The organism is Mycobacterium shinjukuense (genome assembly GCF_010730055.1).
Classification (GTDB): domain Bacteria; phylum Actinomycetota; class Actinomycetes; order Mycobacteriales; family Mycobacteriaceae; genus Mycobacterium; species Mycobacterium shinjukuense.
The window spans coordinates 1,264,943-1,291,329 of the sequence record NZ_AP022575.1; the positions used below are offsets into that span (position 1 = coordinate 1,264,943).

Below are 26,387 nucleotides of genomic sequence, written 5' to 3' on the forward strand. Positions count from 1 at the left end.
CTGATTGAGTTCGCCGACCGAACGCCGCGGGGCGTGCGATGGGTTTCGAGCGTCCGGCCCCCCCACCCGTTGGTGGACCAAATCTGGCGCCAGAGCTCACGGGGAAACGCCGTGTACGCCAGCAGCTCAGGGCGCGCCGCGGTGAGCTGCCCGGCCACCTCGGGTAACCTTTCGCCCAGCGCATCGATCACCCGGTCATATTGGGCCGCAACGGATTCAGCGTCTGGCTGGTCGAAAATGCTGTGCAGCAGGGCATGCACCCACGGCCGCGACGACGTTGGGGTGATCGACACCAGATTGGTCGTGTAGTGCGTGATGCAGCGTTGCCATACCGCACCTGGCATTGTGGCGTCGATAGCGGCCAGCAGGCCGGCATGGGAGTCGCCGGTCACCAGGGCCACCCCGGACAGGCCGCGGGTGATCAGCGCATGGAACAAGCTTAGCCAACCGGACTCGCCGTCGGCCGATGAGAGGTGCGCGCCCAGCATCTCCCGGTGGCCGCCGGTGTTGACTCCAGTGGCCAGCAACAACTGCGCCTCGCAGATGCGTGTTTGCCTGCGCACCGTGATGCCCAGCGCGTCGACGGCGATGAACGGGTACCGGCCGTGGTCGAGCGGGCGGCTACGCAGCGCCGTCACGGTCTCGTCGAGTTCGGCAGCCACCGCCGCAAGCTGCGACCTGGACAGGCCCATGACCCCAAGGGCGTCGGCCAGCCGCTCCACCCGCCGGGTGGAGACACCCAGCAGGTAGCAGGCGGCGACGACATCGGTGAGCGCCCGCTCGGCGCGGCGGTGGCGCGCCAGGAGCCAGTCCGGGAAATAGCTGCCGACACGGAGCTTGGGAATGGCCAGCTCGATCGTGCCCACGCGGGTGTCGAACTCGCGACGCCGATAGCCGTTGCGGCTGTTGGCGCGCACCTGGGTGCGCTGACCGTAACCGGCGTGGCAGAGTGCGTCGGCCTCTGCACTCATCAACGCTTGGATGAACGTCGAGAGCAGATCGCGCAGCAAGTCGGGGCTCGCCATGGCGAGCCGGTCGGCCAGCAACGTCTCCACGGCGTTGCGACGGAGGTTGTTCATCGCGCAGAACTCCTTGGGGTCTGCCTGGTGTTCGACGGATCACGCGATGACCCTGTGCGAACGGCAGCCGATTGCGATCTAGCGGGGCGAGCTGTCGAGGACAACCTCGTTCGCGATGGTGGTCATGACGGGATTGCCCGACGGTGGCGGCGCAGGCAGCGTTGCCCCGCGGTGACGTTCAATGCTCGCTTTCCTTTGAACGACGCGCTGGGCTTCGAGTCTGCGACGCGCGCCGACCAGAGTCATCGGCCAAACGACGTATATCTGAGCCGTGGGGGTCGCACACTACTCAGGGTGTGTCGGCCGGTGCTACGCGGTTGTGCTGATGGCCGCTGTTGTCGCCGGTAGCCCCGCCCGGTGTCTAGGTAGGGTGTCATGGCCGGTCCCGGCGCTCGGCGATGGATGGAGGTGGAGTCGGAAGTGGAGTCGGTGCCCACTGGGTTGCGCCCCAAGGCCGTCACCGGCGTGCGGCTGGCCGCGTTGGCGGCCCAGGCCGGCGCGGCGCCGGCCGATCGCCGCGATCACCCGGCCACCGCCCCCGAGGTGTCGGTCACCGGCGTGACGCTGCGCGCCCAGGACGTGCGGCCCGGTGACCTGTTCGCCGCGCTGGCCGGCTCGACCACCCACGGCGCGCGCTACGCCGGGGACGCGATCCAACGCGGCGCGGTCGCGGTGCTCACCGACGCGGCCGGGGTCGCCGAGATGGCCGGGCGGCTCGCGGCCGTGCCGGTGCTGGTGCATCCCGCGCCGCGCCGCGTGCTCGGCGGCCTGGCCGCCGCGGTCTATGGGCATCCGTCGCAGCGGATGACGGTCGTCGGCATCACCGGGACATCGGGCAAGACCACCACCAGCTATCTGGTCGAGGCCGGCCTGCGCGCCGCCGGGCGCATCGCCGGGCTGATCGGCACGATCGGCGTTCGCATCGACGGCGTCGACATTCCCAGCGCCCTGACCACGCCGGAGGCGCCCGCGCTGCAGGCGATGCTGGCGGCGATGTCCGAACGTGGGGTGGACACCGTCGTCATGGAGGTGTCCAGTCACGCGCTGACACTGGGCCGGGTGGACGGCACCCGGTTCGCGGTCGCCGGCTTTACCAACCTCTCCCGCGACCACCTGGACTTTCACCCCAGCATGGCCGACTACTTCGAAGCCAAGGCGGCGCTGTTCGACCCGGCGTCGACGCTGCGCGCCCGCACCGTCGTGGTATGCGTCGACGACGAGGCCGGCCGCGCGATGGCGGCGCGGGCCGGCGACGCGATCACCGTCAGCGCCGCCGACCGGCCCGCGCGCTGGCGCGTCGGCGACGTGGCGCCCATGGGCGGCGAGTTCACCGCCGTCGACCCCGCCGGCGTGCACCACCGCATCGGAATCCGGCTACCGGGCCGCTACAACGTCACCAACTGCCTTGTCGCCCTGGCGATTCTGGACGAGGTCGGGGTCAGCCCGGAACAGGCGGCGCCGGGCCTACGCGAGACCCGGGTACCGGGGCGCCTGCAGGAAATCGACCGCGGCCAGGACTTTGTTGCGCTGGTCGATTACGCCCACAAGCCGGAAGCCCTGCGGGCGGTGCTGACCGCCCTGCGGCACCCGGACCGCCGGCTGGCCGTGGTGTTCGGCGCCGGCGGCGACCGCGACCCCGGTAAGCGGGCGCCCATGGGCCGGATCGCCGCGCGGTTGGCCGATTTGGTCGTCGTCACCGACGACAACCCGCGCGACGAGGATCCGGCGGCGATCCGCCGCGACATCCTGGAAGGGGCGGCCGCCGGCGGCGGTGCGGCGCAGCTGGTCGAGATCGCCGACCGGCGGGCCGCGATCCGGCACGCGGTCGCCTGGGCCGGACCCGGTGACGTGGTGCTCGTCGCCGGCAAAGGTCACGAGACCGGGCAACACGGCGGCGGACGGGTCCGCCCGTTCGACGACCGGGTGGAGCTGGCCCGGGCCCTGGAGGCGCGCGCATGATCGACTTGTCCGTCGCCCAGATCGCCGACATCGTGGGCGGCACGCTGGCCGATATCTCCGGCCAGGACGCGGCGCACCGGCGCGTCACCGGAACCGTCGAGTTCGACTCGCGCGCCGTCGGCCCGGGCGGGTTGTTCGTGGCGCTGCCGGGGGCGCGCACCGACGGTCACCACCACGCGGCGGCAGCGGTCGCGGCCGGGGCGGTCGCCGTACTGGCCGCCCGGCCGGTCGGGGTGCCGGCGATCGTGGTGCCGCCCGACGCGGCCGTGCGGTCGGGGGCCGGGGTGCTTGACCACGACGCCGACGGGTCGGGCGCGGCGGTGCTAGCCGCGCTGGCCAGGCTGGCCGAGGCGGTGGCCGCGGAGTTGGCCGCGGGGGGCCTGAGGATCGTCGGGATCACCGGCTCGTCGGGCAAGACGTCGACCAAGGACCTGGTGGCCGCGGTGCTGCGTCCGCTGGGCGAGGTGGTGGCCCCGCCCGGATCCTTCAACAACGAGCTGGGTCATCCGTGGACGGTGTTGCGCGCCACCCGTGACACCGACTACCTGGTCGTGGAGATGTCGGCACGGCATCCCGGCAACATCGCCGCGCTGGCCCGGATCGCGCCGCCGTCGATCGGGGTGGTGCTCAACGTCGGCACCGCCCATCTGGGGGAGTTCGGCTCCCGTGAGGTCATCGCACGAACCAAAGCCGAACTGCCGCAAGCGGTTCCGCGATCCGGTGTGGTCATCCTCAATGTCGACGACCCGGCGGTGGCGGCGATGGCCGAGGTGACCGCGGCCCGGGTGGTACGGGTCAGCCGCGCCCCGAGCACCGGCGCGGGGGGCGCCGACGTCTGGGCCGGCCCGGTGTCCCTGGATGCGCTGGCCCGGCCGCGCTTCACGCTGCACGCCAACAATGCCCACGCCCAGGTCCGGCTCGCGGTATACGGCGACCACCAGGTCACCAACGCCCTGTGCGCGGGTGCGGCCGCCCTGGAGTGCGGCGCCAGCCTCCACCAGGTGGCGGCCGCGCTTGCCGCCGCCGGGCCGGTGTCGCGACACCGGATGCAGGTGTTCACCCGCGGCGACGGGGTGACGGTGATCGACGACTCCTACAACGCCAACCCCGACTCGATGCGGGCCGGGCTGCAGGCCCTGGCCTGGATCGCCCGGGGAGCCCGGCGCAGCTGGGCGGTGCTGGGCGAGATGGCCGAGCTCGGCGACGACGCGATCACCGAGCACGATCGCATCGGCCGGCTCGCGGTGCGCTTAGATGTGTCTCGACTCGTTGTCGTGGGAACCGGGAGGTCGATGAGCGCCATGCACCACGGAGCGGTCATGGAGGGTTCGTGGGGGGCCGACCGAGGGGCCGTCACCGTGGCCGACGCCGACGCCGCGCTGACCCTGCTGCGGGCCGAGCTGCGGCCCGGGGATGTGGTGCTGGTCAAGGCGTCCAACGCGGCCGGGCTCGGGGCGCTGGCCGACGCGCTGATCGCCGACGGCGCCGGTGAGCGGACGGCAAGTCCATGAGGCAGATCCTCATCGCCGTCGCCATCGCGTTGACGGTGTCCATCCTGCTGACCCCGGCGCTGATCCGGTTGTTCACCAAGCAGGGATTCGGCCACCAGATCCGCGACGATGGCCCACCCAGCCACCACACCAAACGCGGTACGCCATCGATGGGCGGGGTGGCGATCCTGGCCGGCATGTGGGCGGGCTACGTCGGTACCCACCTGGCCGGGCTGGCGTTCGACGGCGAAGGCATCTCCGCGTCGGGTCTGCTGGTGCTGGGCCTGGCCACCGCGCTGGGCGGCGTCGGGGTCATCGACGATCTGATCAAGATCCGCCGGTCGCGCAACCTGGGGTTGAACAAGACCGCCAAGACGGTCGGGCAGATCACCTCCGCGGTGCTGTTCGCGGTGTTGGTGTTGCAATTCCGCAACCCCGCCGGCCTGACACCGGGCAGCGCGGACTTGTCCTACGTGCGCGAGATCGCCACCGTCACGCTGGCTCCGGCGCTGTTCGTGCTGTTCTGCGTGGTGGTGGTGAGCGCCTGGTCCAACGCGGTCAACTTCACCGACGGCCTGGACGGGCTGGCCGCGGGCTGCATGGCGATGGTCACCGCCGCCTACGTGCTGATCACCTTCTGGCAGTACCGCAACGCCTGCGTCACCGCGCCCGGCCTGGGTTGTTACAACGTGCGCGATCCGCTGGACCTGGCGCTCATCGCGGCCGCGACCGCCGGTGCCTGCATCGGCTTTCTGTGGTGGAACGCCGCACCCGCCAAGATCTTCATGGGCGACACCGGGTCGCTGGCGCTGGGCGGGGTCATCGCCGGGTTGTCGATCACCAGCCGGACCGAGATCCTCGCGGTGGTGCTGGGCGCGCTGTTCGTCGCCGAAATCACCTCGGTGGTGGTGCAGATCCTGGCCTTTCGAACCACCGGCCGCCGGGTGTTCCGCATGGCGCCGTTTCACCACCACTTCGAGCTGCTCGGCTGGGCCGAAACCACGGTGATCATCCGATTCTGGCTGCTCACCGCGATCACCTGCGGTCTGGGCGTGGCCCTGTTTTACGGCGAGTGGCTGGCCGGCATCGGTGCCTGACATGCTCGATCCGCTGGCGCCGGGGGCGCCCGTGCTGGTGGCCGGTGGGCGGGTGACCGGTCAGGCGGTGCAATCCGCGCTGGCGCGCTGGGGTGCGACGCCGACGGTGTGTGACGACGATCCGGCCATGCTGCGGCCCTACGCCGTACGCGGGGTGGCCACCGCGCACCCCTCCGAGGCGATCCCGCGGATCGCCCGGTATGCCCTGGTGGTCGCCAGTCCCGGATACCGCCCCGAGGCGCCGGTGCTGGCCGCGGCCGCGGCGGCGGGCGTGCCCATCTGGGGCGACGTGGAGTTGGCCTGGCGGCTGGACGCGGCGGGCCGCTACGGGCGGCCGCGGCGCTGGCTGGTGGTGACCGGCACCAACGGCAAGACCACCACGACGTCGATGCTGCACGCCATGCTGACCGCGGACCGGCGCCGCAGCGTGCTGTGCGGCAACATCGGCAGTCCGGTGCTGGACATGCTCGATGAGCCCGCCGATCTGCTGGCCGTGGAGTTGTCCAGTTTCCAGCTGTACTGGGCGCCCTCGCTGCGCCCGGAGGCGGGCGCGGTGCTCAACATCGCCGAGGACCATTTGGACTGGCATCCCACGATGGCCGAGTACAGCGCGGCCAAGGCCCGGGTGCTGACCGGCCGGGTGGCGGTGGCCGGGCTGGACGACCGCCGGGCGGCCGCCCTGCTGAACGCCGCGCCGGCGCGGGTGCGGGTCGGATTCCGGCTGGGTCAACCGGCCGCCGGGGAGCTCGGGGTGCGCGACGGCCACCTGGTGGACCGGGCGTTCGCCGACGATCTGGCGCTGGCCCCGGTCGCGTCGATACCGGTGCCGGGCCCGGTCGGGGTGCTGGATGCGCTGGCCGCGGCGGCGCTGGCCCGCTCGGTCGGGGTGCCCGCCGGTGCGATCGCCGAAGCGATCGCGTCGTTTCGGGTGGGCCGGCATCGGTCCGAGGTGGTGGCCGTCGCCGACGGCATCACCTACGTCGACGACTCCAAGGCCACCAACCCGCACGCCGCGCTGGCTTCGGTGCTGGCCTACCCGCGGGTGGTGTGGCTGGCCGGTGGTCTGCTCAAGGGCGCGTCCCTGGACGCCGAGGTCGCCGGGATGGCGTCCCGGCTGGTCGGTGCGGTGCTGATCGGCCGAGATCGCGCGGTGGTTGCCGAGGCGTTATCGCGACACGCGCCCAAGGTCCCCGTCGTCCAGGTTGTGACAGGCGAGGATGCTGATATGTATGGGACTGATGTTGCTTGCGTGACAAAAGTTAATGATTCCGGCGATTCCGTGGGCGCCCGGGTGATGACCGCGGCCGTGGCCGCCGCCCGGGACATGGCCACCCCCGGCGACACGGTGCTGCTGGCGCCCGCCGGCGCGTCATTCGACCAGTTCGGCGACTACGCCGAGCGTGGCGAGGCGTTTGCGGCCGCCGTGCGCGCGGCGATCCGGTAGGCCGGTGTGGGTCGCGCGCTGACCCGGCCGTGGCGCCGGGGCACCAACGACACCGACGGTTCCCAACCCCCAGGGGCCGAGCCGCGCACCCGATTCGGCGCCTGGCTGGGTCGACCCCTGACCTCGTTTCACCTGATCATCGCCGTTGCCGCGTTGCTGACGAGCCTGGGCCTGATCATGGTGCTGTCGGCTTCGGGGGTGCGCTCCTACGACGACGACGGTTCGGCGTGGGTGATCTTCGGCAAACAGCTGCTGTGGACCATCGTTGGGCTGCTCGGGTGCTATGTCGCGTTGCGGATGTCGGTGCGGTTCATGCGCCGCATCGCGTTCGCCGGCTTCGCGATCACCATCGTGTTGTTGGTGCTGGTGCTTGTTCCCGGAATTGGCAAGGAGGCCAACGGCTCTCGCGGGTGGTTCGTGTTCGCCGGGTTGTCGATGCAGCCGTCCGAGCTGACCAAGATCGCGTTCGCCATCTGGGGTGCGCACCTGCTGGCCGCCCGGCGGATGGAGCGGGCGTCGCTGCGCGAGATGCTGATCCCGCTGGTGCCGGCGGCCGTCGTCGCGCTGGCGCTGATCGTGGCGCAGCCCGACCTGGGGCAGACGGTGTCGATGGGCATCATCTTGTTGGGCTTGCTGTGGTACGGCGGACTGCCGCTGCGGGTGTTCCTCAGCTCGCTGGCGGCGGTCGTGATCTCCGCGGCGATCCTGGCGGTGTCCGCGGGTTACCGGTCCGACCGGGTGCGGTCCTGGCTGAACCCCGACAACGACCCGCAGGACTCCGGTTACCAGGCCCGGCAGGCGAAGTTCGCGCTGGCCCACGGCGGCATCTTCGGCGATGGCCTGGGCCAGGGCGTGGCCAAGTGGAACTATCTGCCCAACGCGCACAACGACTTCATCTTCGCGATCATCGGCGAGGAGCTGGGCCTGGTCGGTGCGCTCGGGCTGCTGGGGCTGTTCGGATTGTTCGCCTACACCGGCATGCGGATCGCGCGTCGATCGGCCGACCCATTCCTGCGGCTGCTGACCGCCACCACGACGCTGTGGGTGCTCGGGCAGGCGTTCATCAACATCGGCTATGTGATCGGGCTGTTGCCGGTCACCGGCCTGCAGCTGCCGCTGATCTCGGCGGGAGGAACCTCCACGGCCGCAACACTTTCACTGATCGGGATCCTCGCCAACGCGGCCCGCCACGAGCCGGAGGCGGTGGCCGCGCTGCGGGCCGGACGCGACGACAAGGTGAACCGGCTGTTGCGGCTGCCGCCACCGGAACCGTATGTGCCGACCCGGCTGGAGGCGTTCCGCGACCGCACGTGGCCGCACTCGAGGCCGGCGGTCGCCAAGCCCCGGCGGCCGTCGGCACCTCGAGCGGCCGCTTTGGGTGCGCGCCGATCTGGCCGGACCGCCCGGATGCCGGCCTGGGGGCCCCACCCGCGTGCGGGGGAGCATCATGGATCTGGCCGACACCGCGTCAGTCAGGGGGCCGGCCAGCGTCATACACGGCGCGTTCGCGCGTTGGAAGGTCAGCGTTACGGGTGAACGACTCGGTCAGGGAGCCGGCCGGCGGCCCATCGCTGTCGGTCGTGCTGGCCGGCGGCGGCACCGCCGGCCACGTGGAGCCCGCGATGGCCGTCGCCGACGCGTTGAGCGCCCTGCGTGCGCGGGTCCGGATCACCGCGCTGGGCACCCCGCGGGGGCTGGAGACGCGGTTGGTGCCCGAGCGGGGCTATCACCTCGAGCTGATCACCGCGGTGCCGCTGCCGCGTAAGCTCGGCGGCGACCTGGCCCGGCTGCCACCGCGGGTGTGGCGCGCCGTCCGGGAGACCAGGGCGGTGCTTGACCAGGTGGACGCCGACGTCGTCGTCGGCTTCGGCGGGTATGTGGCGCTGCCGGCCTACCTGGCCGCACGGGGTGTCCCCGGCATCCCCGGGCGCAGGCGGCGCATCCCGGTGGTGATCCACGAGGCCAATGCCAGGGCGGGGCTGGCCAACCGGGTCGGCGCCCGCACCGCCGACCGGGTGCTGGCCGCGGTGCCGGACTCGGGGCTGCGGCGCGCCGAGGTGGTCGGCGTGCCGGTGCGGGCGGCGATCACCACGCTGGACCGCGCGGCGCTGCGGGCCCAGGCGCGGGCCCACTTCGGCTTCGCCGCCGACGCGCGGGTGTTGCTGGTGTTCGGCGGCTCGCAGGGCGCGGCCTCGCTGAACCGGGCGGTCTGCGCGGCCGCCGCCGACCTGGCCGCCGCCGGTGTTTCGGTGCTGCACGCCCACGGGCCCAAGAACGTCCTGCAGCTGCGCCAGCCTGCCCGGGGTGAGCCGCCGTACGTGGCGTTGCCCTACCTGGACCGGATGGATCTGGCCTACGCCGCCGCGGACTTGGTGATCTGTCGGTCCGGGGCGATGACGGTGGCGGAGGTGTCCGCGGTCGGTTTGCCGGCCATCTACGTGCCGCTGCCGATCGGCAACGGGGAGCAACGGCTCAACGCGCTGCCGGTGGTCAACGCCGGCGGCGGGATGCTGGTCGCCGATGCCGACCTGACGCCGGGACTGGTGGCCCGGGAGGTGGTCGGGCTGCTCACCGACTCGGCGCGGCTGGCCGGCATGACGGCGGCCGCCGCCCGGGTGGGCCATCCCGACGCCGCCCACCAGGTGGCCCGGGCGGCGCTGGATGTGGCCCGGCGGTCGCGTGCCGGGGAGGTCACCGCCGGGAGACGGCGGTGACCGGCGGGCCGTTGCCGCCCGAGCTGCGGCGGGTGCACATGGTCGGCGTCGGCGGGGCCGGCATGTCCGGCATCGCCCGCATCCTGCTCGACCGCGGCGCGCTGGTGTCCGGGTCGGACGCCAAGGAGTCGCGGGGGGTGCACGCGCTGCGCGCCCGGGGGGCGCTGATCCGCATCGGTCACGACCCGTCGGCGCTGGACCTGCTGCCGGGCGGGGCGACCGCGGTCATCACCACCCGCGCCGCCATCCCGAAAACCAACCCCGAGCTGGTCGAGGCCCGCCGCCGCGGCATCCCGGTGATGTTGCGCCCGGTCGTGCTTGCCAAGCTGATGGCCGGCCGGACCGCGTTGATGGTCACCGGCACCCACGGCAAGACGACGACGACGTCGATGCTCATCGTTGCCCTGCAGCACTGTGGGCGGGACCCGTCGTTCGCCGTCGGCGGTGAACTCGGCGAGGCCGGCACCAACGCCCACCACGGCAGTGGCGACTGCTTCGTCGCCGAAGCCGACGAAAGCGACGGCTCGCTGTTGGAATACACGCCCGACGTCGCGGTGGTCACCAACATCGAGTCCGATCACCTGGACTTCTACGGCAGCGCCCAGGCCTATGTCGCGGTGTTCGACTCGTTCGTGGAGCGGCTGGCGCCCGGGGGCGCGCTGGTGGTGTGCACCGACGATCCCGGCGCAGCCGCGCTGGCCCAGCGCACCGCCGAGCTGGGTATTCGGGTGCTGCGCTACGGCTCCACGCCGGTCGGGGGGGAGACCTTGGCGGCCACGTTGGTGTCCTGGGAGCAACAGGGTGTCGACGCGGTCGCGCACATCCAGCTGGCCGGCGAACCGCACCCGCGGGTGATGCGGCTCTCGGTTCCCGGCCGGCACATGGCGCTCAACGCGCTGGGTGCGCTGCTGGCGGCGATGCAGGTGGGCGCCCCGGTCGACGTGGTGCTCGACGGCCTGGCCGGTTTCGAGGGGGTGCGCCGGCGGTTCGACCTGGTGGGGGCCGTTGGGGACGGCCACGCAGCGGTGCGGGTGTTCGACGACTACGCCCACCACCCCACCGAGATCAGCGCGACGCTGGTGGCGGTGCGTACCGTGCTCGAGCACAGTGACGGCGGTCGTCTGCTGGTCGTCTTCCAGCCCCATTTGTATTCGCGGACAAAGGCTTTCGCTGCCGAGTTCGGCCGCGCGCTGGACGCGGCCGACCAGGTGTTCGTCCTCGACGTGTACGGCGCCAGAGAGCAGCCGCTGGCCGGTGTCAGCGGCGCCAGCGTCGCCGAGCACGTCGGCGTCCCGGTGCGCTATGTCCCGGACTTCTCGGCGGTCGCCGAGCAGGTGGCCGCGGCCGCCGGCCCGGGCGATGTGATCGTCACCATGGGCGCCGGAGACGTGACCTTGCTGGGGCCGGAGATCCTGACCGCGCTGCGGGCGCGGGCCAATCGCGGCGCGCCCGGCCGGCCGGGGGTGTTGCGGTGACCGGGCCGGACGACGGCTGCCCGACCGAGCCCTCCTCCGAATTCGAGGGCCCGCGCCGGCGGGCTCGTCGCGAACGGGCGGAGCGCCGCGCAGCCCAGGCTCGTGCCGCCGCGATCGAGCAGGCTCGTCGCGCGGCCAAGCGGCGAGGCCGCGGGCGGGTCGCCACCGAGCCCACCCCCCCCAAACCCGCTGCCCGCGGGGTGGTTCGCGGGTTGACAATGCTGCTGACGACGATGGTGGCGGTCATCGTGGGGATCGCGCTCGCGCTGGTGCTGTATTTCACCCCGGTGATGTCGGCTCGCGAGATCGTGGTCACCGGAACCGGGGCGGTGACCCGGGAGGAGGTCATCGACGTGGCGCGGGTACGGCCCGGGACGCCGTTGCTGCAGATCGACACGAACGTCGTCGCCGACCGGGTGGCCGCGATCCGGCGGGTGGCCAGCGCGCGGGTCCAGCGCCAGTACCCGTCGGCGCTGCGGATCACGATCGTCGAGCGACTTCCGGTGGTGGTGAAGGACTATCCCGACGGCCCCCACCTGTTCGACCGCGACGGCGTGGACTTCGCGACCGATCAGCCACCCGCGGCGCTGCCCTACCTCGATGTCGCCGATCCCGGTCCCAGTGATCCGGCCACCCTGGCCGCACTCAAGGTGTTGAGCCTGCTGCGTCCGGAGGTCGCCGGCCAGGTAGGCCGGATCGCGGCCCCGTCGGTGTCCGCGATCACCCTCACGCTGTCCGACGGGCGGATGGTGATCTGGGGGACCACCGATCGCTGCGAGGAAAAGGCCGAGAAGCTGGCGGCGCTGTTGACGCAGCCCGGGCGGACCTACGACGTGTCCAGCCCCGATCTGCCGACCGTGAAATAGCGCCGTAGAGCCGGTCGCGCCCACAAAAAATGCGTGCCGCACCTCGGCGCGCCTGCACGGCTAGCCCGCGTCATCACCATACGGTTCTGGTTACACGGAGCTACTTGACATAACTCTAACTCTATGGTTGAGGTTGAGAGTTTTGCAAGCAGACACACCGCCGGAGAACCGCCCCACCAGGGAGGAAGACGAATGATGACCCCCCCGCACAACTACCTGGCCGTGATCAAGGTCGTGGGCATCGGTGGCGGCGGCGTCAACGCCGTCAACCGGATGATCGAACAGGGCCTCAAGGGTGTGGAGTTCATCGCGATCAACACCGATGCGCAGGCGCTGTTGATGAGCGACGCCGACGTCAAACTCGACGTCGGCCGCGATTCCACCCGCGGGCTGGGCGCCGGCGCCGATCCCGAGGTCGGACGCAAGGCCGCCGAGGACGCCAAGGACGAGATCGAGGAGCTGCTGCGCGGCGCCGACATGGTGTTCGTCACCGCCGGTGAAGGCGGCGGCACCGGCACCGGCGGGGCGCCCGTCGTCGCCAGCATCGCCCGCAAGCTGGGTGCGTTGACGGTCGGGGTGGTCACCCGACCGTTCTCGTTCGAGGGCAAGCGCCGCGGCAATCAGGCCGAAGCCGGCATCGCGGCGCTGCGCGAGAGTTGCGACACCCTCATCGTGATCCCCAACGACCGGTTGCTGCAGATGGGCGACGCCGCGGTGTCCCTGATGGACGCCTTCCGCAGCGCCGACGAGGTGCTGCTCAACGGCGTGCAGGGGATCACCGATCTGATCACCACCCCCGGCCTGATCAACGTCGACTTCGCCGACGTCAAGGGCATCATGTCCGGTGCCGGCACCGCGCTGATGGGCATCGGTTCGGCCCGCGGAGAGGGCCGGTCGCTCAAGGCCGCCGAGATCGCCATCAACTCGCCGCTGCTGGAGGCCTCGATGGAGGGCGCGCGGGGGGTGCTGATGTCCATCGCGGGCGGCAGCGACCTGGGCCTTTTCGAGATCAACGAGGCGGCCTCGCTGGTGCAGGACGCCGCCCACCAAGACGCGAACATCATCTTCGGGACCGTGATCGACGACTCGCTCGGCGACGAGGTGCGGGTCACCGTCATCGCGGCCGGCTTCGACGCCAACGGCGCGGGTCGCAAGCCGTTGCTGGGCGAGACCGGCGGCGCTCACCGCATCGAGTCGGCCAAGGCGGGCAAGCTCAGCTCGACGCTGTTCGAGCCGGTCGACGCGGTGAGCGTGCCGATCCACACCAACGGCTCCACCCTGAGCATCGGCGGCGACGACGACGACGTCGACGTGCCACCCTTCATGCGCCGCTGAGGGGCCGGCCACGGACTCCGGATACTGAACAGGTGAGCGTTCGCATCCGCCGGGTGGTGACCACCCGGGCCGGCGGCGTGTCGGTGCCGCCGTTCGACACCTTCAACCTGGCCGATCACGTCGGCGACGACCCGGCGGCGGTGGCGGCCAACCGCGCCCGGCTGGCCGCGGCCATCGGCCTGACCGGGGATCGCGTGCTGTGGATGAACCAGGTGCACGGCGTCCGGGTGGCGGTGGTCGACGGGCCGCGCGAGGCGGCGGTGGGCGACACCGACGCGTTGGTGACCGGCACGCCCCGACTGGCGCTGGCCGTGTTGACCGCGGACTGTGTGCCGGTTCTGCTGGCCGACGCGCGCGCCGGTGTCGTGGGGGCGGTGCACGCCGGTCGGGTGGGCGCGCAGCGCGGTGTGGTGGCCCGGGCGGTGGCGGCCATGCTGGAGCTGGGTGCACACGCCGGCGACATGTCGGCGCTTTTGGGCCCGGCGGTCAGTGGCCGCAACTACGAAGTGCCGCCGGAGATGGCCGACGACGTCGAGGCGGCGTTGCCGGGCAGCCGCGCCACCACCTCCGCCGGAACCGCCGCTCTCGACATTCGCGCCGGAATCGCTTGCCAACTCAGGGATTTGGGTGTGACGTCCATCGAGGTCGACCCGCGCTGCACGGTGGCCGACCCGACCCTTTTCAGTCATCGGCGCAGCAATCCCACCGGGCGGCTGGCGTCGTTGGTGTGGATGGAATGACCGCGATGGTGGTGGAGATGCCGGCCGCCGGCACGGAGGGCGAGCGCCAATCGGAATTGATGCACGCGTTGGCGGCGGTGCGATCGCGGCTCGTCGCGGCCGCAGAGGCGGCGGGCCGGAACGTGGGAGAAATTCAACTGCTGCCGATTACCAAATTCTTTCCAGCAACCGATGTGGCGATTTTGTCCCGGCTGGGTTGTCGGGCCGTTGGCGAATCGCGAGAGCAGGAGGCCGCGGCAAAGGTTGTCGAACTCGCGCGGCTGTGTGCGGTTCCCCTGCGAGCGGGCTCCGGCGGCATCCAGTGGCACATGGTGGGCAGGATTCAGCGGAACAAGGTCCGGTCGCTGGCCCGCTGGGCGCACACCGCGCACTCGGTGGACAGCGCGCGGCTAGTGACCGCGCTGGAGAGGGCGGTTGCCGCGGCGCAGGCCGAGCGTCGGCGCGACGGTCGGCTGCGGGTCTACGTCCAGGTCAGCCTGGACGGCGACCCGTCCCGGGGCGGCGTGGACCTAAACAAGCCTGGCGCCGTTGACCGGATCTGCGCGCAGGTCCAGCAGTCGCAGAGCCTGGAACTGGTTGGCCTGATGGGCATTCCGCCGCTGGACTGGGACCCCGACCGGGCCTATGACCGGCTGCAATGCGAGCACGCCAGGGTGCTCGAATCGTTCCCGACGGCGGTCGGATTGTCCGCCGGCATGTCCGGGGACCTGGAAATCGCCGTCAAACATGGTTCGACGTGTGTGCGTGTCGGTACCGCACTCATGGGTCCTCGGCGGTTACGGTCACCGTAAGTAGTCACTGTAGTCACACCTTCATCACAGGCAACAACTCTCCCAGGGTTAGAAGGGGTCACACGATGAGCACACTGCACAAGGTCAAGGCTTACTTCGGTATGGCTCCGATGGAGGACTACGACGACGACTATTACGACGACCGCGCGCCCTCGCGGGGCTATTCGCGGTCCCGATTCGACGACGATTACGGCCGCTACGAACGCCGCGACTACGACGATCCCCGCCGGGACCCGCGTGGCGACCTCCGCGAACCCGCCGACTATCCGCCGCCCAGCAGCTATCGCGGCGGCTACCCCGACGAACCCCGTTTTGCGCCCCGCGAGTTCGACCGCACCGAGATGGCCCGGCCCCGGTTCGGGTCGTGGTTGCGCGGCTCCACCCGCGGTGCGCTGGCGATGGACCCGCGCCGGATGGCGATGATGTTCGAGGAAGGCCATCCGCTGTCGAAGATCACCACGCTGCGGCCCAAGGATTACAGCGAGGCCCGCACCATCGGCGAGCGGTTCCGCGACGGCACCCCGGTCATCATGGATCTGGTCTCGATGGACAACGCCGATGCCAAACGGCTGGTCGACTTTGCGGCCGGCTTGGCCTTCGCGCTGCGCGGCTCGTTCGACAAGGTCGCCACCAAGGTATTCCTGCTGTCGCCCGCGGACATCGACGTGTCCCCCGAGGAGCGCCGCCGGATCGCCGAAACCGGCTTCTACGCTTACCAATAGCCGCGACCGCCGGTTGGCGGTCTCGGCGGTCACCGGGTTGCGAGTCCACCTGGTCCGGTGAGTCGGTAGGCTTGCCCATGCCGCCCGCACGGGCGGCATATTGACATCCTCATCGGTAAGGTCGGGCTTTCGTTGGCGCTGTTTTTTCAGATCCTCGGGTTTGGGCTCTTCGTCTTCTGGCTGCTGCTGATCGCTCGGGTGGTCGTCGAGTTCATCCGCTCGTTCAGCCGTGACTGGCGGCCCACCGGTATCACCGTGGTAATACTGGAGCTCATCATGTCGGTCACCGATCCGCCGGTGAAACTGCTACGCCGGCTGATCCCGCAACTCACCATCGGCGCGGTCCGCTTCGACCTGTCCATCATGGTGCTGCTGCTGATCGCATTCATCGGCATGCAGCTGGCGTTCGGCGCCGCAACGTGAGCCGCAGGCCGCCGGGCTGGGGTTTGGGCGACGGTTCGGCCACGATTCGGCGACAAGTTTGGCGCGTGCGATTTTCGAATCTAAGGAATGTGATTTATTTGCCTTAGAGATTGAAATTGGTCCTTATTTATTCGTCCAATCGGCAACCGCCGAGTCTGGTGTGACAGGATGGACGGTAGTTGCACGACGGCTACCGCACCGTTCTACACTTTCCAGATTGTTTGACCGTCCAGGAACTCGAGGGGACAAAGAATGCCGCTGACACCTGCCGACGTCCACAATGTGGCGTTCAGTAAGCCGCCCATCGGCAAGCGCGGGTACAACGAAGATGAGGTTGACGCCTTCCTTGACCTGGTGGAAAACGAGTTGACGCGGCTCATCGAGGAGAACTCCGATCTGCGTCAACGAATCCATGAGCTAGACCAGGAGCTGGCCGCGGCCGGTGGCCCCGGCGCCGCTCCCACCGTTGCTCAGGCAGTTCCGGTCTACGAACCGGAAGCCAAACCGGCCGCGGTGGGGACGACCGAGGAACAGGCCCTGAAGGCGGCTCGCGTCCTGAGCCTGGCGCAAGACACCGCTGACCGGCTCACCGGCACGGCCAAGGCCGAGTCGGACAAGATGTTGGCCGATGCCCGCGCCAACGCCGACCAGATCCTCAGCGAGGCCCGGCACACCGCGGAGGTCACGGTCGCCGAGGCCCGGCAACGCGCCGACGCGATGTTGGCCGATGCTCAAAGCCGGTCCGAGGCTCAGTTGCGTCAGGCACAAGAGAAGGCCGACGCCCTGCAGGCCGACGCCGAACGCAAACACTCCGAGATCATGGGGACCATCAACCAGCAGCGCACGGTGCTGGAAGGCCGTCTCGAGCAACTGCGCACGTTCGAACGTGAGTACCGCACCCGGCTCAAGACCTACCTGGAATCCCAGCTGGAGGAGCTCGGCCAGCGCGGCTCGGCGGCGCCGGTCGATTCCAGCGCGGATGCCGGTGGGTTCGATCAGTTCAATCGGGGTAATAACTAGATCGGCGGTCGCGCGTCAGACTCCGGGTCGGCTCCAGGGCCCTGGTAGGTTTGGCAGTCGCTGCTCGCCGGCTGGAGGATGACCCGTGCTGATCATTGCGCTCGTGCTGGCCCTGATCGGGCTCGTCGCGTTGGTATTCGCGGTCGTCACCAGCAACGAGTTGGTGGCCTGGGTGTGCATCGGGGCCAGCGCGCTGGGTGTGGTGCTGCTGATCGTCGATGCGATCCGGGAGCGTCAGCACCATGCGGCCGGCGATCACGCCGAGTCCGACGAGCCCGCGGAGGTCGAGGAGGCCGTCGATTACCCGGACGAGGCCGACGCCGGGGAGGCTGGCGCCGCCGACGACACCGGTTCCGAAGCGACCGAGGAGTCACCGGTGTCCGCCGACCACAGCGGCGACGAGGGCACCAGGTAGCGCCCGTCGGCGGGCCGAAAGCGTGTCCGAGGGGGGACTTGAACCCCCACGCCCATGAGTAGGGCACTAGCACCTCAAGCTAGCGCGTCTGCCATTCCGCCACTCGGACAAGACCCACCCGGGGTAGCAGCTAAGGCTATCGGATTGGCTAGCGTCAGCCCAACCGGGCTCGGCATGGATGGGCCGGGGCTGGGCGGCGCCGCGAGTGATAGGAAAGGTGACTGTGATGGTCGAGACCACGGCGGCAACCGAGCCGAGCGACGATGTTGTCGAGGTTGTCAGCCGGTTGATCCGCTTCGACACCACCAACACCGGCGAACCCGCGACGACCAAGGGCGAGGCCGAGTGCGCGCAGTGGATCGCCGAGCGGCTCGCCGAGGTCGGCTACCAGACCGAATATGTCGAATCCGGTGCGCCCGGCCGGGGCAACGTGTTCGCCCGGTTGGCGGGTGCCCAAGGCGAAGCCGGCTCCCGCGGGGCGCTGCTGGTCCACGGGCACCTCGACGTGGTGCCGGCCGAGCCGGCCGAATGGAGCGTGCACCCGTTTTCCGGTGCGATCGAAGACGACTACGTGTGGGGCCGCGGCGCGGTCGACATGAAGGACATGGTCGGCATGATGGTCGTGGTCGCCCGCAGGCTCCGCAAGGCCGGCATCGTGCCGCCGCGTGACGTGGTGTTCGCCTTCCTCGCCGACGAGGAGCACGGCGGCAGGTATGGCTCGCAGTGGCTGGTCGACAATCGGCCCGATTTGTTCGACGGTGTCACCGAGGCGATCGGCGAGGTCGGCGGTTTTTCCCTGACGGTTCCCCGACGCGACGGCGGTGAGCGCCGCCTCTACCTGATCGAGACGGCCGAGAAGGGCATCCAGTGGATGCGGCTGACCGCCCGGGGCCGGGCCGGACACGGCTCGATGGTGCACGACCACAACGCGGTCACCGCCGTCGCCGAAGCGGTCGCCCGGCTGGGCCGTCACCGGTTTCCGCTGGTGTGCACCGACACCGTCGCCCAGTTCCTGGCCGCGGTCAGCGAGGAGACCGGCTTCACCTTCGACCCCGAATCGCCCGACCTGGAGGGGGCGATCGACAAGCTGGGCCCGATGGCGCGCATGCTGCAGGCCGTGCTGCACGACACCGCCAACCCGACGATGCTCAAAGCCGGGTACAAGGCCAACGTGGTGCCGGCGACCGCGGAAGCGGTGGTGGATTGCCGGGTGCTGCCCGGCCGGCAGGCGGCTTTCGAAGCCGAGGTCGACGAGTTGATCGGCCCCGACGTGAGCCGGGAGTGGATCGCGGACTTGCCGTCCTATGAGACCAGCTTCGACGGGGATCTGGTCGATGCGATGACCGCCGCGGTGCTCGCGGTCGATCCCGACGGCCGGACCGTGCCCTACATGCTCTCCGGCGGGACGGATGCGAAGGCCTTCGCGCGCTTGGGGATTCGCTGCTTTGGCTTCAGCCCGCTGCGGTTACCGCCGGAATTGGATTTCGCCTCGCTGTTCCACGGGGTCGACGAACGGGTACCCGTCGGCGCGCTGCGGTTCGGCACCGAGGTGCTGACCCACCTGTTGACACACTGCTAGTTCGAGGTAGTCGGAAAAATTGAGGCGAGTCGCCATCACACGAGAGGACTGACCATGACATCGAAGCCGGACCCCTACGACGCGCTGCCCAAACTCCCGTCGTTCATCCTGACCTCGGACTCGATCGCCGACGGGCAGCCGCTGGCCACAGCCCAGGTCAGCGGAATCATGGGCGCGGGCGGACGGGATGCCAGTCCGCAGCTGAGCTGGTCGGGATTTCCCGGGGAGACGCGCAGTTTCGCGGTCACGGTCTACGACCCGGACGCCCCGACCCTGTCCGGGTTCTGGCACTGGGCGGTGGCCAACCTGCCCGCCGAGGTCACCGAGTTGCCCGAGGGTGCGGGCGACGGCCGGGAGCTGCCCGGCGGCGCGCTGACGCTGGTCAACGACGCCGGCCTACGCCGCTACGTCGGCGCCGCGCCGCCGCCCGGCCACGGCGTGCACCGCTACTACGTCGCGGTGCACGCCGTGCGGCTGGACAGGCTCGACCTCCCCGCCGACGCCAGCCCCGCGTATCTGGGGTTCAACCTGTTCCAGCACGCGATCGCCCGGGCGGTGATCCACGGGACCTACCAGCAGAAGTAAAGCTCACGCGGCGTCACGTTCGAGCCGCCGACCCGACCGCCTGACCCAGCGAGGCGAACCCGCCGTCATGCAGCCGGCGGGCGATCCCGTCGTGAACGTGCTTGGCCCACAAGCCCCCGCCGTAGATGAACCCGGTATAGCCCTGCAGCAGCGACGCGCCCGCGGTGATGCGGTCCCAGGCGTCGTCGGCGTTCTCGATACCGCCCACGCTGATCAGCGCCAGCCGATCGCCGACGCGGGCATGCAGCCGGCGCAGCACCTCGATGGCGCGGCGCGCCAACGGCGGTCCGGAGATGCCACCGTCGCCCAGCTCCGCGACTCCCGGGGTGACCAGTCCCGCGCGCGACACCGTGGTGTTGGTTGCCACCACGCCGGCCAGCCCCAGCTCGACGGCCAGGTCGGCGATGTCGTCGATGTCGGAATCGCAGAGGTCCGGTGCGATCTTCACCAGCACCGGCGTGGAGGTTCTGGAGGCCTCGGCCTGCACGGCCGACAGGATGGGCCGCAGCGATTCGACCGCCTGCAGGTCACGCAGCCCCGGCGTGTTCGGGGAGCTGACGTTGACCACCAGATACGACGCCAGTGGGGCCACCAGCCGCGCGCTGGCCCGGTAGTCGTCGACGGCGTCGGCGGCCGGGGTGGTCTTGCTCTTGCCGATGTTCACCCCGATCGGTATGTCGGGCCGGTGCCGCGCGAGCCGGATCGCCAGCGCGCCGGCGCCGTGGTTGTTGAATCCCATCCGGTTCAGCAGCGCGCGGTCGCCGGGCAGGCGGAACAGGCGCGGCGCCGGGTTGCCGGGCTGGGGGTGCGCGGTGACGGTGCCGATCTCGGCGTAGCCGAAACCCAACGCACCCCAGGTGGTCAGGCCGGCGCCGTCCTTGTCGAACCCGGCCGCCAGACCGAGCGGTCCCGGGAAGCGCACCCCGAACACCGTGCTGGCCAGCACCGGATCGGTGGGGCCCAGCAGCCCTCGCAGCAGTCGGCGCGCCGCCGCGATGGCGGTCAGGCCGCGCAGCACCGCGAAAACCAGCGTGTGGACACGTTCGGGCGGAACCAAAAACAGCAGCCGGCGCAGCAGGCGATACATCCGATGACCGTCGCCCAAGGTCACAGCGCCGGCTGGTCGGGACGGCGGTTGGTGTCCGCGTTGTCTAGACGAGATTTCTTGCGGCGCAACAGCACCCGTCTGCTGCCGTCGGTGTAGAGGCGCACCCGCGTCAGCTCCCAGCCGCGGTACTCGGCCTCGATGGACAACCGGGTGGTCGCGCTGACCCGGGTCACCTCCGGCGGCAGGCGCAGCGGCGCCCACTCGTACTCGTCGGACATCTCGGTGTCCCAGCCCGCGGGCAACCGGCTGCGACGCGGCGCGGTCAACGCGAACCCGCCGCGTGCTCGATGACCTGGACTCCGGCGCCGGACCCCGACACCACGTACAGGGTGTCCGAGGTTTCGTCAAAGGCCAGCGAGTTGGGTTGCTGCACGGTCGGGTAACGCACCTTTTCCACGGGTATTCCGGTGGACAGATCGTAACCAATGACGACGTTGGACGCGGTTTGGGATACCCAGGCCAACTCGCGGGATCCGGCCAGCCCGTGGGGGGCCTGCCGCACCGGGTAGGCCTGGCGCAGGATCAACGGGTCGACGCCGTACACGAGCAGCTGGTCGCCGCGGGTGTCGGCGACCAGCACCCGGCCCAGCGGATCGGCGGCCATGGCGGTCGCGCCCTGGCCGGCGCGCAGCGCCTGCCGGGCAGCCCCGTCGGCGCCGATCGTGGTCACCGACGTCTGGCCACGATCCAGCACCACGGCGGTATTTCCGTGCGTGACCAGGGCATCGACGCGTGCGAAGATCGTGATCCGGTTGGTGATCGTGGCGTCCGCGGCGAGCGTGGACACGGCGCCGTCGGCGCTACCCAGCACCAGCTTGCCGTCGGCCCGGCGCGCGATGGCGGTGTATTCGACGGCGTCGGCGACGTCGACCCGGGCGATGTGGCCGGCGGACAGGTCGACGGTGAAGAAGCCCCCCCGGGTGGCCAAGTAGGCCGTGCCGCGGCCGTCGCAGGTGATCGCGGACGCCGGTCCCGGCAGGGCGATCACCCGCGGCGCGGCCCGGGCATCGTCGAACACGCTGATGCTGGCGGGTGCGGACGGGTCGGCGCCGGGGGACAGCACCACCAACGTGCGTGTGCCGCCGTCGAACAGCGCCGCCTGCGGGTGACCACCCAGCGGTCGCACCACGCCGGCCGGGTCACGGGACACCGGCGGCGACACGGCCGGCCCAGCGGGTTCGATCGTCGGCGGCGTCGAGGGCGTCGACGAACACCCCGTCACCACCATCAGCAAAACGACGAATCTCCAAAGACGCTGGTAAAACAATTGAATCTGCAGTTTTAGCAACTACTTGCCTTGGTATGGGGTTACTTTCACATGAAATTCTAATTAACGTTGGTGCAGCCAATCTCGCCATGTTGCCCACGCACCGGGGGATGGAGGAGGTATCTTCGGTCCATGACCGTCACCGCTGACCGGCATATCGCAGACAACGAGTTTGCCATCGAAGATATGTGGACGGGAATCTTCGCCAGCGGGTACGGGCAAGTCGGAGACGGACGCAGCTTTTCCTTCCACATCGAGCACCGCTCGCTCATCGTCGAAATCTACCGGCCACGGGTGGCCGGACCGGTTCCGCAGGCCGAGGACGTCGTCGCCAAAGCGGTCCGCAGCCTGGTCGACATCGACCTCACCGATGAGCGTAGCCTGGCCGCCGCGGTGCGCGACTCCGTCGCGCATGCCGTGCCGGTAGCACGCTAGCTGGCTATCACGCGGCGTTGCCCGGGGCAGCGGGCCGCGTCGAGCGTGCACTGGTGGCGGGGACAGGCCGGGACTGGCCGCCGTGGTTGCACGTTCGACGTGTCGGCTCGCATCACCAGGTACGGTCGTCGTCGTGTCTGCGGTTGCGGCGATGTCCTGGTGGCAAGTCATCTCGTTGGCCGTGGTGCAAGGCTTGACCGAGTTCCTGCCGGTGTCGTCCTCGGGACATCTGGCGTTCGCCTCGCGGATTTTCTTCAGCGACGACGCCGGCGCCTCGTTCACGGCGGTCACTCAGCTGGGCACCGAAGCCGCCGTGCTGGTCTACTTCGCGCGCGATATCGCGCGCATCCTCAAAGCCTGGTGCAATGGGCTGCTGGTCACCGCGCACCGCACCGCCGACTACCGGCTCGGCTGGTACGTCATCATCGGGACCATCCCGATCTGCGTCCTGGGGGTGTTGTTCAAGGACCAGATCCGCTCGGGCGCGCGCAACCTGTGGGTGGTCGCGATGGCGCTGGTGGTGTTCTCCGGGGTGATCGCCCTGGCCGAGTGCCTGGGCCGTCAGAGCCGGCACATCGAGCAGCTGAACTGGCGGGACGCCCTGGCGGTGGGTGTCGCCCAAACCCTGGCGCTGGTTCCCGGGGTCTCCCGATCGGGGGCGACCATCAGCGCCGGGCTGTTTCTGGGACTCGACCGCGAGCTGGCCGCCCGATTCGGCTTCCTGCTGGCGATACCGGCGGTGTTCGCCTCGGGGTTGTTCTCGCTGCCGGACGCCTTCCACCCGGTGACGGTGGGGATGACTGCCACCGGTGCGCAGCTGCTGGTGGCCACCGTGATCGCGTTTGTCGTCGGCCTGGCCGCGGTGGCCTGGTTTCTGCGGTTTCTGCTGCGCCACAACATGTATTGGTTCGTCGGGTATCGGGTGCTGGTGGGGGCGGGTGTGGTGGTCTTGCTGGCGACCGGGACGATAGCGGCGACATGACCGTCATCCTGTTGCGCCACGCCCGATCCACCTCGAACACCGCCGGTGTGCTGGCCGGCCGCTGCGCGGGCGTCGACCTCGACGACAACGGCCGGGAGCAGGCCGCCGGGCTGATCGAGCGCATCGGTGAGCTGCCGATCCGGGCGGTGGTGTCGTCGCCGATGCTGCGATGTCGTCGCACCGTCGAGGCGCTCGCCGATGCGTTGTGCCTGCCGCCCGTGATCGAAGACCGTCTCACCGAAGTCGACTACGGCGAATGGACCGGCCGCAAGATCGGCGACCTGGTCAACGAGCCGCTGTGGCGGGTGGTACAGGCCCACCCCAGCGCGGCGGTCTTTCCCGGCGGGGAGGGTTTGGCGCAGGTGCAGGCGCGCGCGGTTGCCGCCGTCCGCGACCACGATCGACGGCTCGCCGTGGAGTATGGCGGTGCGCGCGGCGGCGACGTGCTGTGGCTGGCCTGCACCCACGGCGACGTCATCAAGGCGGTGATCGCCGACGCGTACGGCATGCATCTGGACGGCTTTCAGCGGATCAGTGTCGACCCCGGGTCGGTGAGCGTGGTGCGCTACACCCGGCTGCGGCCGTTCGTGCTGCATGTCAACCACACCGGTGCGCGCCTGTCGGCCGGATTGTGGGCCGCGCCCCGGGTACCGCCCGGCGACGCGGTGGTCGGCGGCTCCAGCGACTGATTTCCCCACCCCCGGCTGCGCCTGGCGGGAAACGGATCGCACGGCACCACCGACAGCCGGTATTTTGGAGGTGCCATGGCCCGCGCAATCCACGTATTCCGAACACCCGACCGCTTCGTCGCCGGGACCGTAGGGCAGCCCGGAAACCGCACGTTCTACCTCCAGGCGGTGCACGACTCCCGGGTGGTGTCGGTCGTGCTGGAAAAGCAGCAGGTCGCGGTGCTCGCCGACCGCATCGGGGCGCTGCTGCTGGAGGTGCACCGCAGATTCGGCACCCCGGTACCCCCGGAGCCCACCGAGGTGGACGACCTCAGCCCGCTGATCATGCCGGTGGATGCCGAATTCCGGGTCGGGACAATGGGACTGGGCTGGGATTCCGAGGCGCAGACCGTCGTGGTCGAATTGCTGGCCGTCACCGACACCGAGTTCGACGCCTCGGTGGTGCTCGACGACACCGACGAGGGACCGGACGCGGTGCGGGTGTTCCTGACGCCGGAGTCGGCGCGACAGTTCGCCACCCGGTCCTACCGCGTGATCGCGGCCGGACGCCCGCCGTGCCCGCTGTGCCATGAACCGCTGGACCCGGAGGGACACATCTGCGCGCGCGCCAACGGCTATCGGCGCGACGTGCTGCTCGGCTCGCACGATGACCCCGAGGCATGACGAACGTGAGGTGTTGCGGGACGGCGAACTGACGGTCCTCGGACGCATCCGCTCGGCCAGCAACGCCACCTTTCTGTGCGAGTCGACGCTGGGTTCCCGCAGCGTGCACTGTGTCTACAAGCCGGTCGCCGGTGAGCAGCCGCTGTGGGACTTTCCCGACGGAACGCTGGCAGGCCGTGAACTCGGCGCCTACCTGGTGTCGACCCAGTTGGGTTGGAACATCGTGCCCTACACCGTGATCCGGGATGGACCCGCCGGACCCGGCATGCTGCAGCTGTGGGTGCAGCAACCCGGTGACGCGGTCGACTCCGATCCGCGGCCCGGCCCCGACCTGGTCGATCTGTTTCCGGCCGGCAAGCCGCAGCCGGGTTACCTACCGGTGCTGCGCGCCTACGATTACGCCGGCGCCGAGGTCGTTCTGATGCACGCCGACGACATCCGGCTGCGGCGGATGGCGGTGTTCGACGTGCTGATCAACAATGCCGACCGCAAGGGCGGCCACATCCTGTGCGGGCTCGACGGCCAGGTGTACGGGGTCGACCACGGGCTGTGTCTGCACGTCCAGGACAAACTGCGCACCGTGCTGTGGGGGTGGGCCGGAACGCCGATCGACGACCCCACCCTGCAGGCGGTGGCCGGGCTCACCGACGCCCTTGGCGGTCCGCTGGCCGACGGGCTGACCGGGCAAATCACCCGTGCCGAAATTTCCGCGCTGCGCCGGCGCGCCCAGGCGCTGCTGGACCATCCCGTGATGCCCGGACCCAACCGCCACCGCCCCATTCCCTGGCCGGCGTTCTAAGGTCGCGGTTCTGCCGGGCGACGAGTCAGCGTTGCAGGGGATTCTCCCAGCGCAGGTCGCTAAAGCGGGCGAAGTCGGTATCGGTGGAGTAGAGCGTTAAGCCGTGCTCGATGGCCAAGGCAGCCAGCATCGCGTCGGGAATCAGGTTGCCCCTGACGTCGTGGGCCACGATCAGGTGACCGAGGATGCGGGCATATTCCGGTCCCGGTTCCGGGGCCCACGCGACCGGCACGGATAGCCAGCTGTCGACGATATCGAATGCCGCGGCGGGCGTCAGCGGTCGCGGGAAGGCGCGCGGATGGGTCCCGATGCGCAAGAAAGCGGCCAAGCTCTGCCAGGGCAAGCCGACCCGACGGGATCCGTTGAGCTGGGCCGAAAGCCAGCCGACCGCGGCGTGGTGCCATACCGCGCGTTGGTCGACGGCGTACAGCAGCAGGTTGGCATCGATCAGCATCAGCGGCTTGCCGGGCCGTCCAGAGTTTCGATCGCGTCGGCGATATTGGAGTAATCGATTCCGACGCCCATGTCGTGGGTCTGCTGGCGAAACCGTTTGGTGGCTTGCCTTTTCGAGAGGCCGATGCGGATCAGCTCGTTGACGGCCTCACTCAGCCCGATCGCGCGTTCGCGCCGCAGGCGCTGCACGGCAGCGGCAACGTCGTCGGCGAGGGTGACGGTAGTTCGCATCCGGCAATTCTACCTGCATCGCAATG

27 protein-coding genes, 1 tRNA gene and 1 pseudogene are annotated in these 26,387 nt (G+C 70.1%); 22 read left to right on the plus strand and 7 right to left on the minus strand.

The window, feature by feature from the left end:
- Positions 1-68: 68 nt before the first annotated feature.
- A pseudogene (locus tag G6N20_RS05525) lies at positions 69-1,079 on the minus strand (IS256 family transposase); the annotation flags it as partial.
- A gap of 375 nt (positions 1,080-1,454) precedes the next feature.
- Between G6N20_RS05525 and G6N20_RS05530 the strand changes: the two are divergent.
- From G6N20_RS05530 to G6N20_RS05600, 15 genes are all read left to right on the plus strand, one after another.
- Entirely contained in the window at positions 1,455-3,038 is a 1,584-nt protein-coding gene (locus G6N20_RS05530) for a UDP-N-acetylmuramoyl-L-alanyl-D-glutamate--2,6-diaminopimelate ligase (protein WP_142271935.1), read from the plus strand.
- A complete protein-coding gene (locus G6N20_RS05535) occupies positions 3,035-4,549 on the plus strand; it encodes a UDP-N-acetylmuramoyl-tripeptide--D-alanyl-D-alanine ligase (protein WP_083046881.1) in 1,515 nt (504 codons plus the stop codon). The genes G6N20_RS05530 and G6N20_RS05535 overlap by 4 nt, the downstream gene beginning before the upstream one ends.
- Entirely contained in the window at positions 4,546-5,625 is a 1,080-nt protein-coding gene (gene mraY, locus G6N20_RS05540) for a phospho-N-acetylmuramoyl-pentapeptide-transferase (RefSeq protein WP_083046882.1), read from the plus strand. Before G6N20_RS05535 ends, mraY begins: the two co-directional genes overlap by 4 nt.
- Position 5,626: 1 nt before the next feature.
- Positions 5,627-7,069 (plus strand): UDP-N-acetylmuramoyl-L-alanine--D-glutamate ligase, encoded by a 1,443-nt coding sequence (murD, locus tag G6N20_RS05545; protein WP_083046883.1) that lies wholly within the window; start codon positions 5,627-5,629, stop codon positions 7,067-7,069.
- Between the two features lie 6 nt (positions 7,070-7,075).
- A complete protein-coding gene (gene ftsW, locus G6N20_RS05550; protein ID WP_083046884.1) occupies positions 7,076-8,605 on the plus strand; it encodes a putative lipid II flippase FtsW in 1,530 nt (509 codons plus the stop codon).
- Positions 8,602-9,783 (plus strand): undecaprenyldiphospho-muramoylpentapeptide beta-N-acetylglucosaminyltransferase, encoded by a 1,182-nt coding sequence (gene murG / locus G6N20_RS05555; protein ID WP_083046885.1) that lies wholly within the window; start codon positions 8,602-8,604, stop codon positions 9,781-9,783. Before ftsW ends, murG begins: the two co-directional genes overlap by 4 nt.
- A 38-nt stretch (positions 9,784-9,821) precedes the next feature.
- On the plus strand, positions 9,822-11,258 hold the full coding sequence (gene murC, locus G6N20_RS05560) for a UDP-N-acetylmuramate--L-alanine ligase (protein ID WP_276003763.1): 1,437 nt from the start codon (positions 9,822-9,824) through the stop codon (positions 11,256-11,258).
- Entirely contained in the window at positions 11,255-12,124 is an 870-nt protein-coding gene (locus G6N20_RS05565; RefSeq protein ID WP_083046887.1) for a cell division protein FtsQ/DivIB, read from the plus strand. Before murC ends, G6N20_RS05565 begins: the two co-directional genes overlap by 4 nt.
- Before the next feature lie 195 nt (positions 12,125-12,319).
- Positions 12,320-13,459, plus strand: coding sequence for a cell division protein FtsZ (ftsZ, locus tag G6N20_RS05570; protein ID WP_083046926.1), 1,140 nt, complete (start codon positions 12,320-12,322; stop codon positions 13,457-13,459).
- Between the two features lie 32 nt (positions 13,460-13,491).
- Positions 13,492-14,199, plus strand: coding sequence for a peptidoglycan editing factor PgeF (gene pgeF, locus G6N20_RS05575; RefSeq protein ID WP_163662833.1), 708 nt, complete (start codon positions 13,492-13,494; stop codon positions 14,197-14,199).
- Between the two features lie 17 nt (positions 14,200-14,216).
- Positions 14,217-14,990, plus strand: coding sequence for a YggS family pyridoxal phosphate-dependent enzyme (locus G6N20_RS05580; RefSeq protein ID WP_179961544.1), 774 nt, complete (start codon positions 14,217-14,219; stop codon positions 14,988-14,990).
- A gap of 65 nt (positions 14,991-15,055) precedes the next feature.
- The gene (locus tag G6N20_RS05585; protein WP_083046888.1) at positions 15,056-15,712 is read left to right on the plus strand and encodes a cell division protein SepF; all 657 of its coding nucleotides are present in this window, start codon (positions 15,056-15,058) and stop codon (positions 15,710-15,712) included.
- Positions 15,713-15,844: 132 nt separating this feature from the next.
- Entirely contained in the window at positions 15,845-16,135 is a 291-nt protein-coding gene (locus G6N20_RS05590) for a YggT family protein (protein WP_083046889.1), read from the plus strand.
- Positions 16,136-16,387: 252 nt separating this feature from the next.
- Positions 16,388-17,155, plus strand: a complete 768-nt coding sequence (wag31, locus tag G6N20_RS05595) for a DivIVA-like cell division protein Wag31 (RefSeq protein WP_083046890.1) — start codon at positions 16,388-16,390, stop codon at positions 17,153-17,155.
- Between the two features lie 85 nt (positions 17,156-17,240).
- On the plus strand, positions 17,241-17,570 hold the full coding sequence (locus G6N20_RS05600) for a hypothetical protein (protein WP_083046891.1): 330 nt from the start codon (positions 17,241-17,243) through the stop codon (positions 17,568-17,570).
- Positions 17,571-17,593: 23 nt separating this feature from the next.
- Here the strand turns inward: G6N20_RS05600 and G6N20_RS05605 are convergent.
- Positions 17,594-17,679, minus strand: a tRNA-Leu gene (locus G6N20_RS05605).
- Between the two features lie 114 nt (positions 17,680-17,793).
- Between G6N20_RS05605 and G6N20_RS05610 the strand changes: the two genes are divergently transcribed.
- Both G6N20_RS05610 and G6N20_RS05615 read left to right on the plus strand, forming a co-directional pair.
- Complete coding sequence (locus G6N20_RS05610; protein ID WP_142271941.1) at positions 17,794-19,149, plus strand: M20/M25/M40 family metallo-hydrolase; 1,356 nt, start codon at positions 17,794-17,796, stop codon at positions 19,147-19,149.
- Positions 19,150-19,203: 54 nt separating this feature from the next.
- Entirely contained in the window at positions 19,204-19,734 is a 531-nt protein-coding gene (locus tag G6N20_RS05615) for a YbhB/YbcL family Raf kinase inhibitor-like protein (RefSeq protein ID WP_083046893.1), read from the plus strand.
- 13 nt (positions 19,735-19,747) lie between these two features.
- On the opposite strand, the gene G6N20_RS05620 is transcribed toward G6N20_RS05615, so the two are convergent.
- Genes G6N20_RS05620 through G6N20_RS05630 form a run of 3 tightly spaced genes read right to left on the minus strand, consistent with a single transcriptional unit; the run spans position 19,748 to position 22,070 of the window.
- Entirely contained in the window at positions 19,748-20,821 is a 1,074-nt protein-coding gene (locus G6N20_RS05620) for a quinone-dependent dihydroorotate dehydrogenase (RefSeq protein ID WP_083046929.1), read from the minus strand.
- A gap of 20 nt (positions 20,822-20,841) precedes the next feature.
- Positions 20,842-21,108, minus strand: a complete 267-nt coding sequence (locus G6N20_RS05625) for a DUF5703 family protein (RefSeq protein WP_083046894.1) — start codon at positions 21,106-21,108, stop codon at positions 20,842-20,844.
- Positions 21,105-22,070 carry a YncE family protein gene (locus tag G6N20_RS05630; RefSeq protein ID WP_083046895.1) on the minus strand — a complete coding sequence of 322 codons (966 nt, stop codon included), beginning with the start codon at positions 22,068-22,070 and terminating at the stop codon, positions 21,105-21,107. Before G6N20_RS05630 ends, G6N20_RS05625 begins: the two co-directional genes overlap by 4 nt.
- Before the next feature lie 171 nt (positions 22,071-22,241).
- On the opposite strand from G6N20_RS05630, the gene G6N20_RS05635 reads away from it, so the two are divergent.
- From G6N20_RS05635 to G6N20_RS05655, 5 genes are all read left to right on the plus strand, one after another.
- Complete coding sequence (locus tag G6N20_RS05635; RefSeq protein WP_083046896.1) at positions 22,242-22,544, plus strand: hypothetical protein; 303 nt, start codon at positions 22,242-22,244, stop codon at positions 22,542-22,544.
- 151 nt (positions 22,545-22,695) lie between these two features.
- A complete protein-coding gene (locus tag G6N20_RS05640; RefSeq protein ID WP_083046897.1) occupies positions 22,696-23,526 on the plus strand; it encodes an undecaprenyl-diphosphate phosphatase in 831 nt (276 codons plus the stop codon).
- Positions 23,523-24,215, plus strand: a complete 693-nt coding sequence (locus G6N20_RS05645; RefSeq protein WP_083046898.1) for a histidine phosphatase family protein — start codon at positions 23,523-23,525, stop codon at positions 24,213-24,215. The genes G6N20_RS05640 and G6N20_RS05645 overlap by 4 nt, the downstream gene beginning before the upstream one ends.
- Before the next feature lie 75 nt (positions 24,216-24,290).
- Positions 24,291-24,878 carry a DUF3090 domain-containing protein gene (locus G6N20_RS05650; RefSeq protein ID WP_083046899.1) on the plus strand — a complete coding sequence of 196 codons (588 nt, stop codon included), beginning with the start codon at positions 24,291-24,293 and terminating at the stop codon, positions 24,876-24,878.
- On the plus strand, positions 24,862-25,677 hold the full coding sequence (locus tag G6N20_RS05655) for an SCO1664 family protein (RefSeq protein WP_083046900.1): 816 nt from the start codon (positions 24,862-24,864) through the stop codon (positions 25,675-25,677). The genes G6N20_RS05650 and G6N20_RS05655 overlap by 17 nt, the downstream gene beginning before the upstream one ends.
- 25 nt (positions 25,678-25,702) lie before the next feature.
- On the opposite strand, the gene G6N20_RS05660 is transcribed toward G6N20_RS05655, so the two are convergent.
- Positions 25,703-26,131 carry a TA system VapC family ribonuclease toxin gene (locus G6N20_RS05660; protein WP_083046901.1) on the minus strand — a complete coding sequence of 143 codons (429 nt, stop codon included), beginning with the start codon at positions 26,129-26,131 and terminating at the stop codon, positions 25,703-25,705.
- Entirely contained in the window at positions 26,131-26,361 is a 231-nt protein-coding gene (locus G6N20_RS05665) for a CopG family transcriptional regulator (protein ID WP_083046902.1), read from the minus strand. Before G6N20_RS05665 ends, G6N20_RS05660 begins: the two co-directional genes overlap by 1 nt.
- Positions 26,362-26,387: the final 26 nt, after the last annotated feature.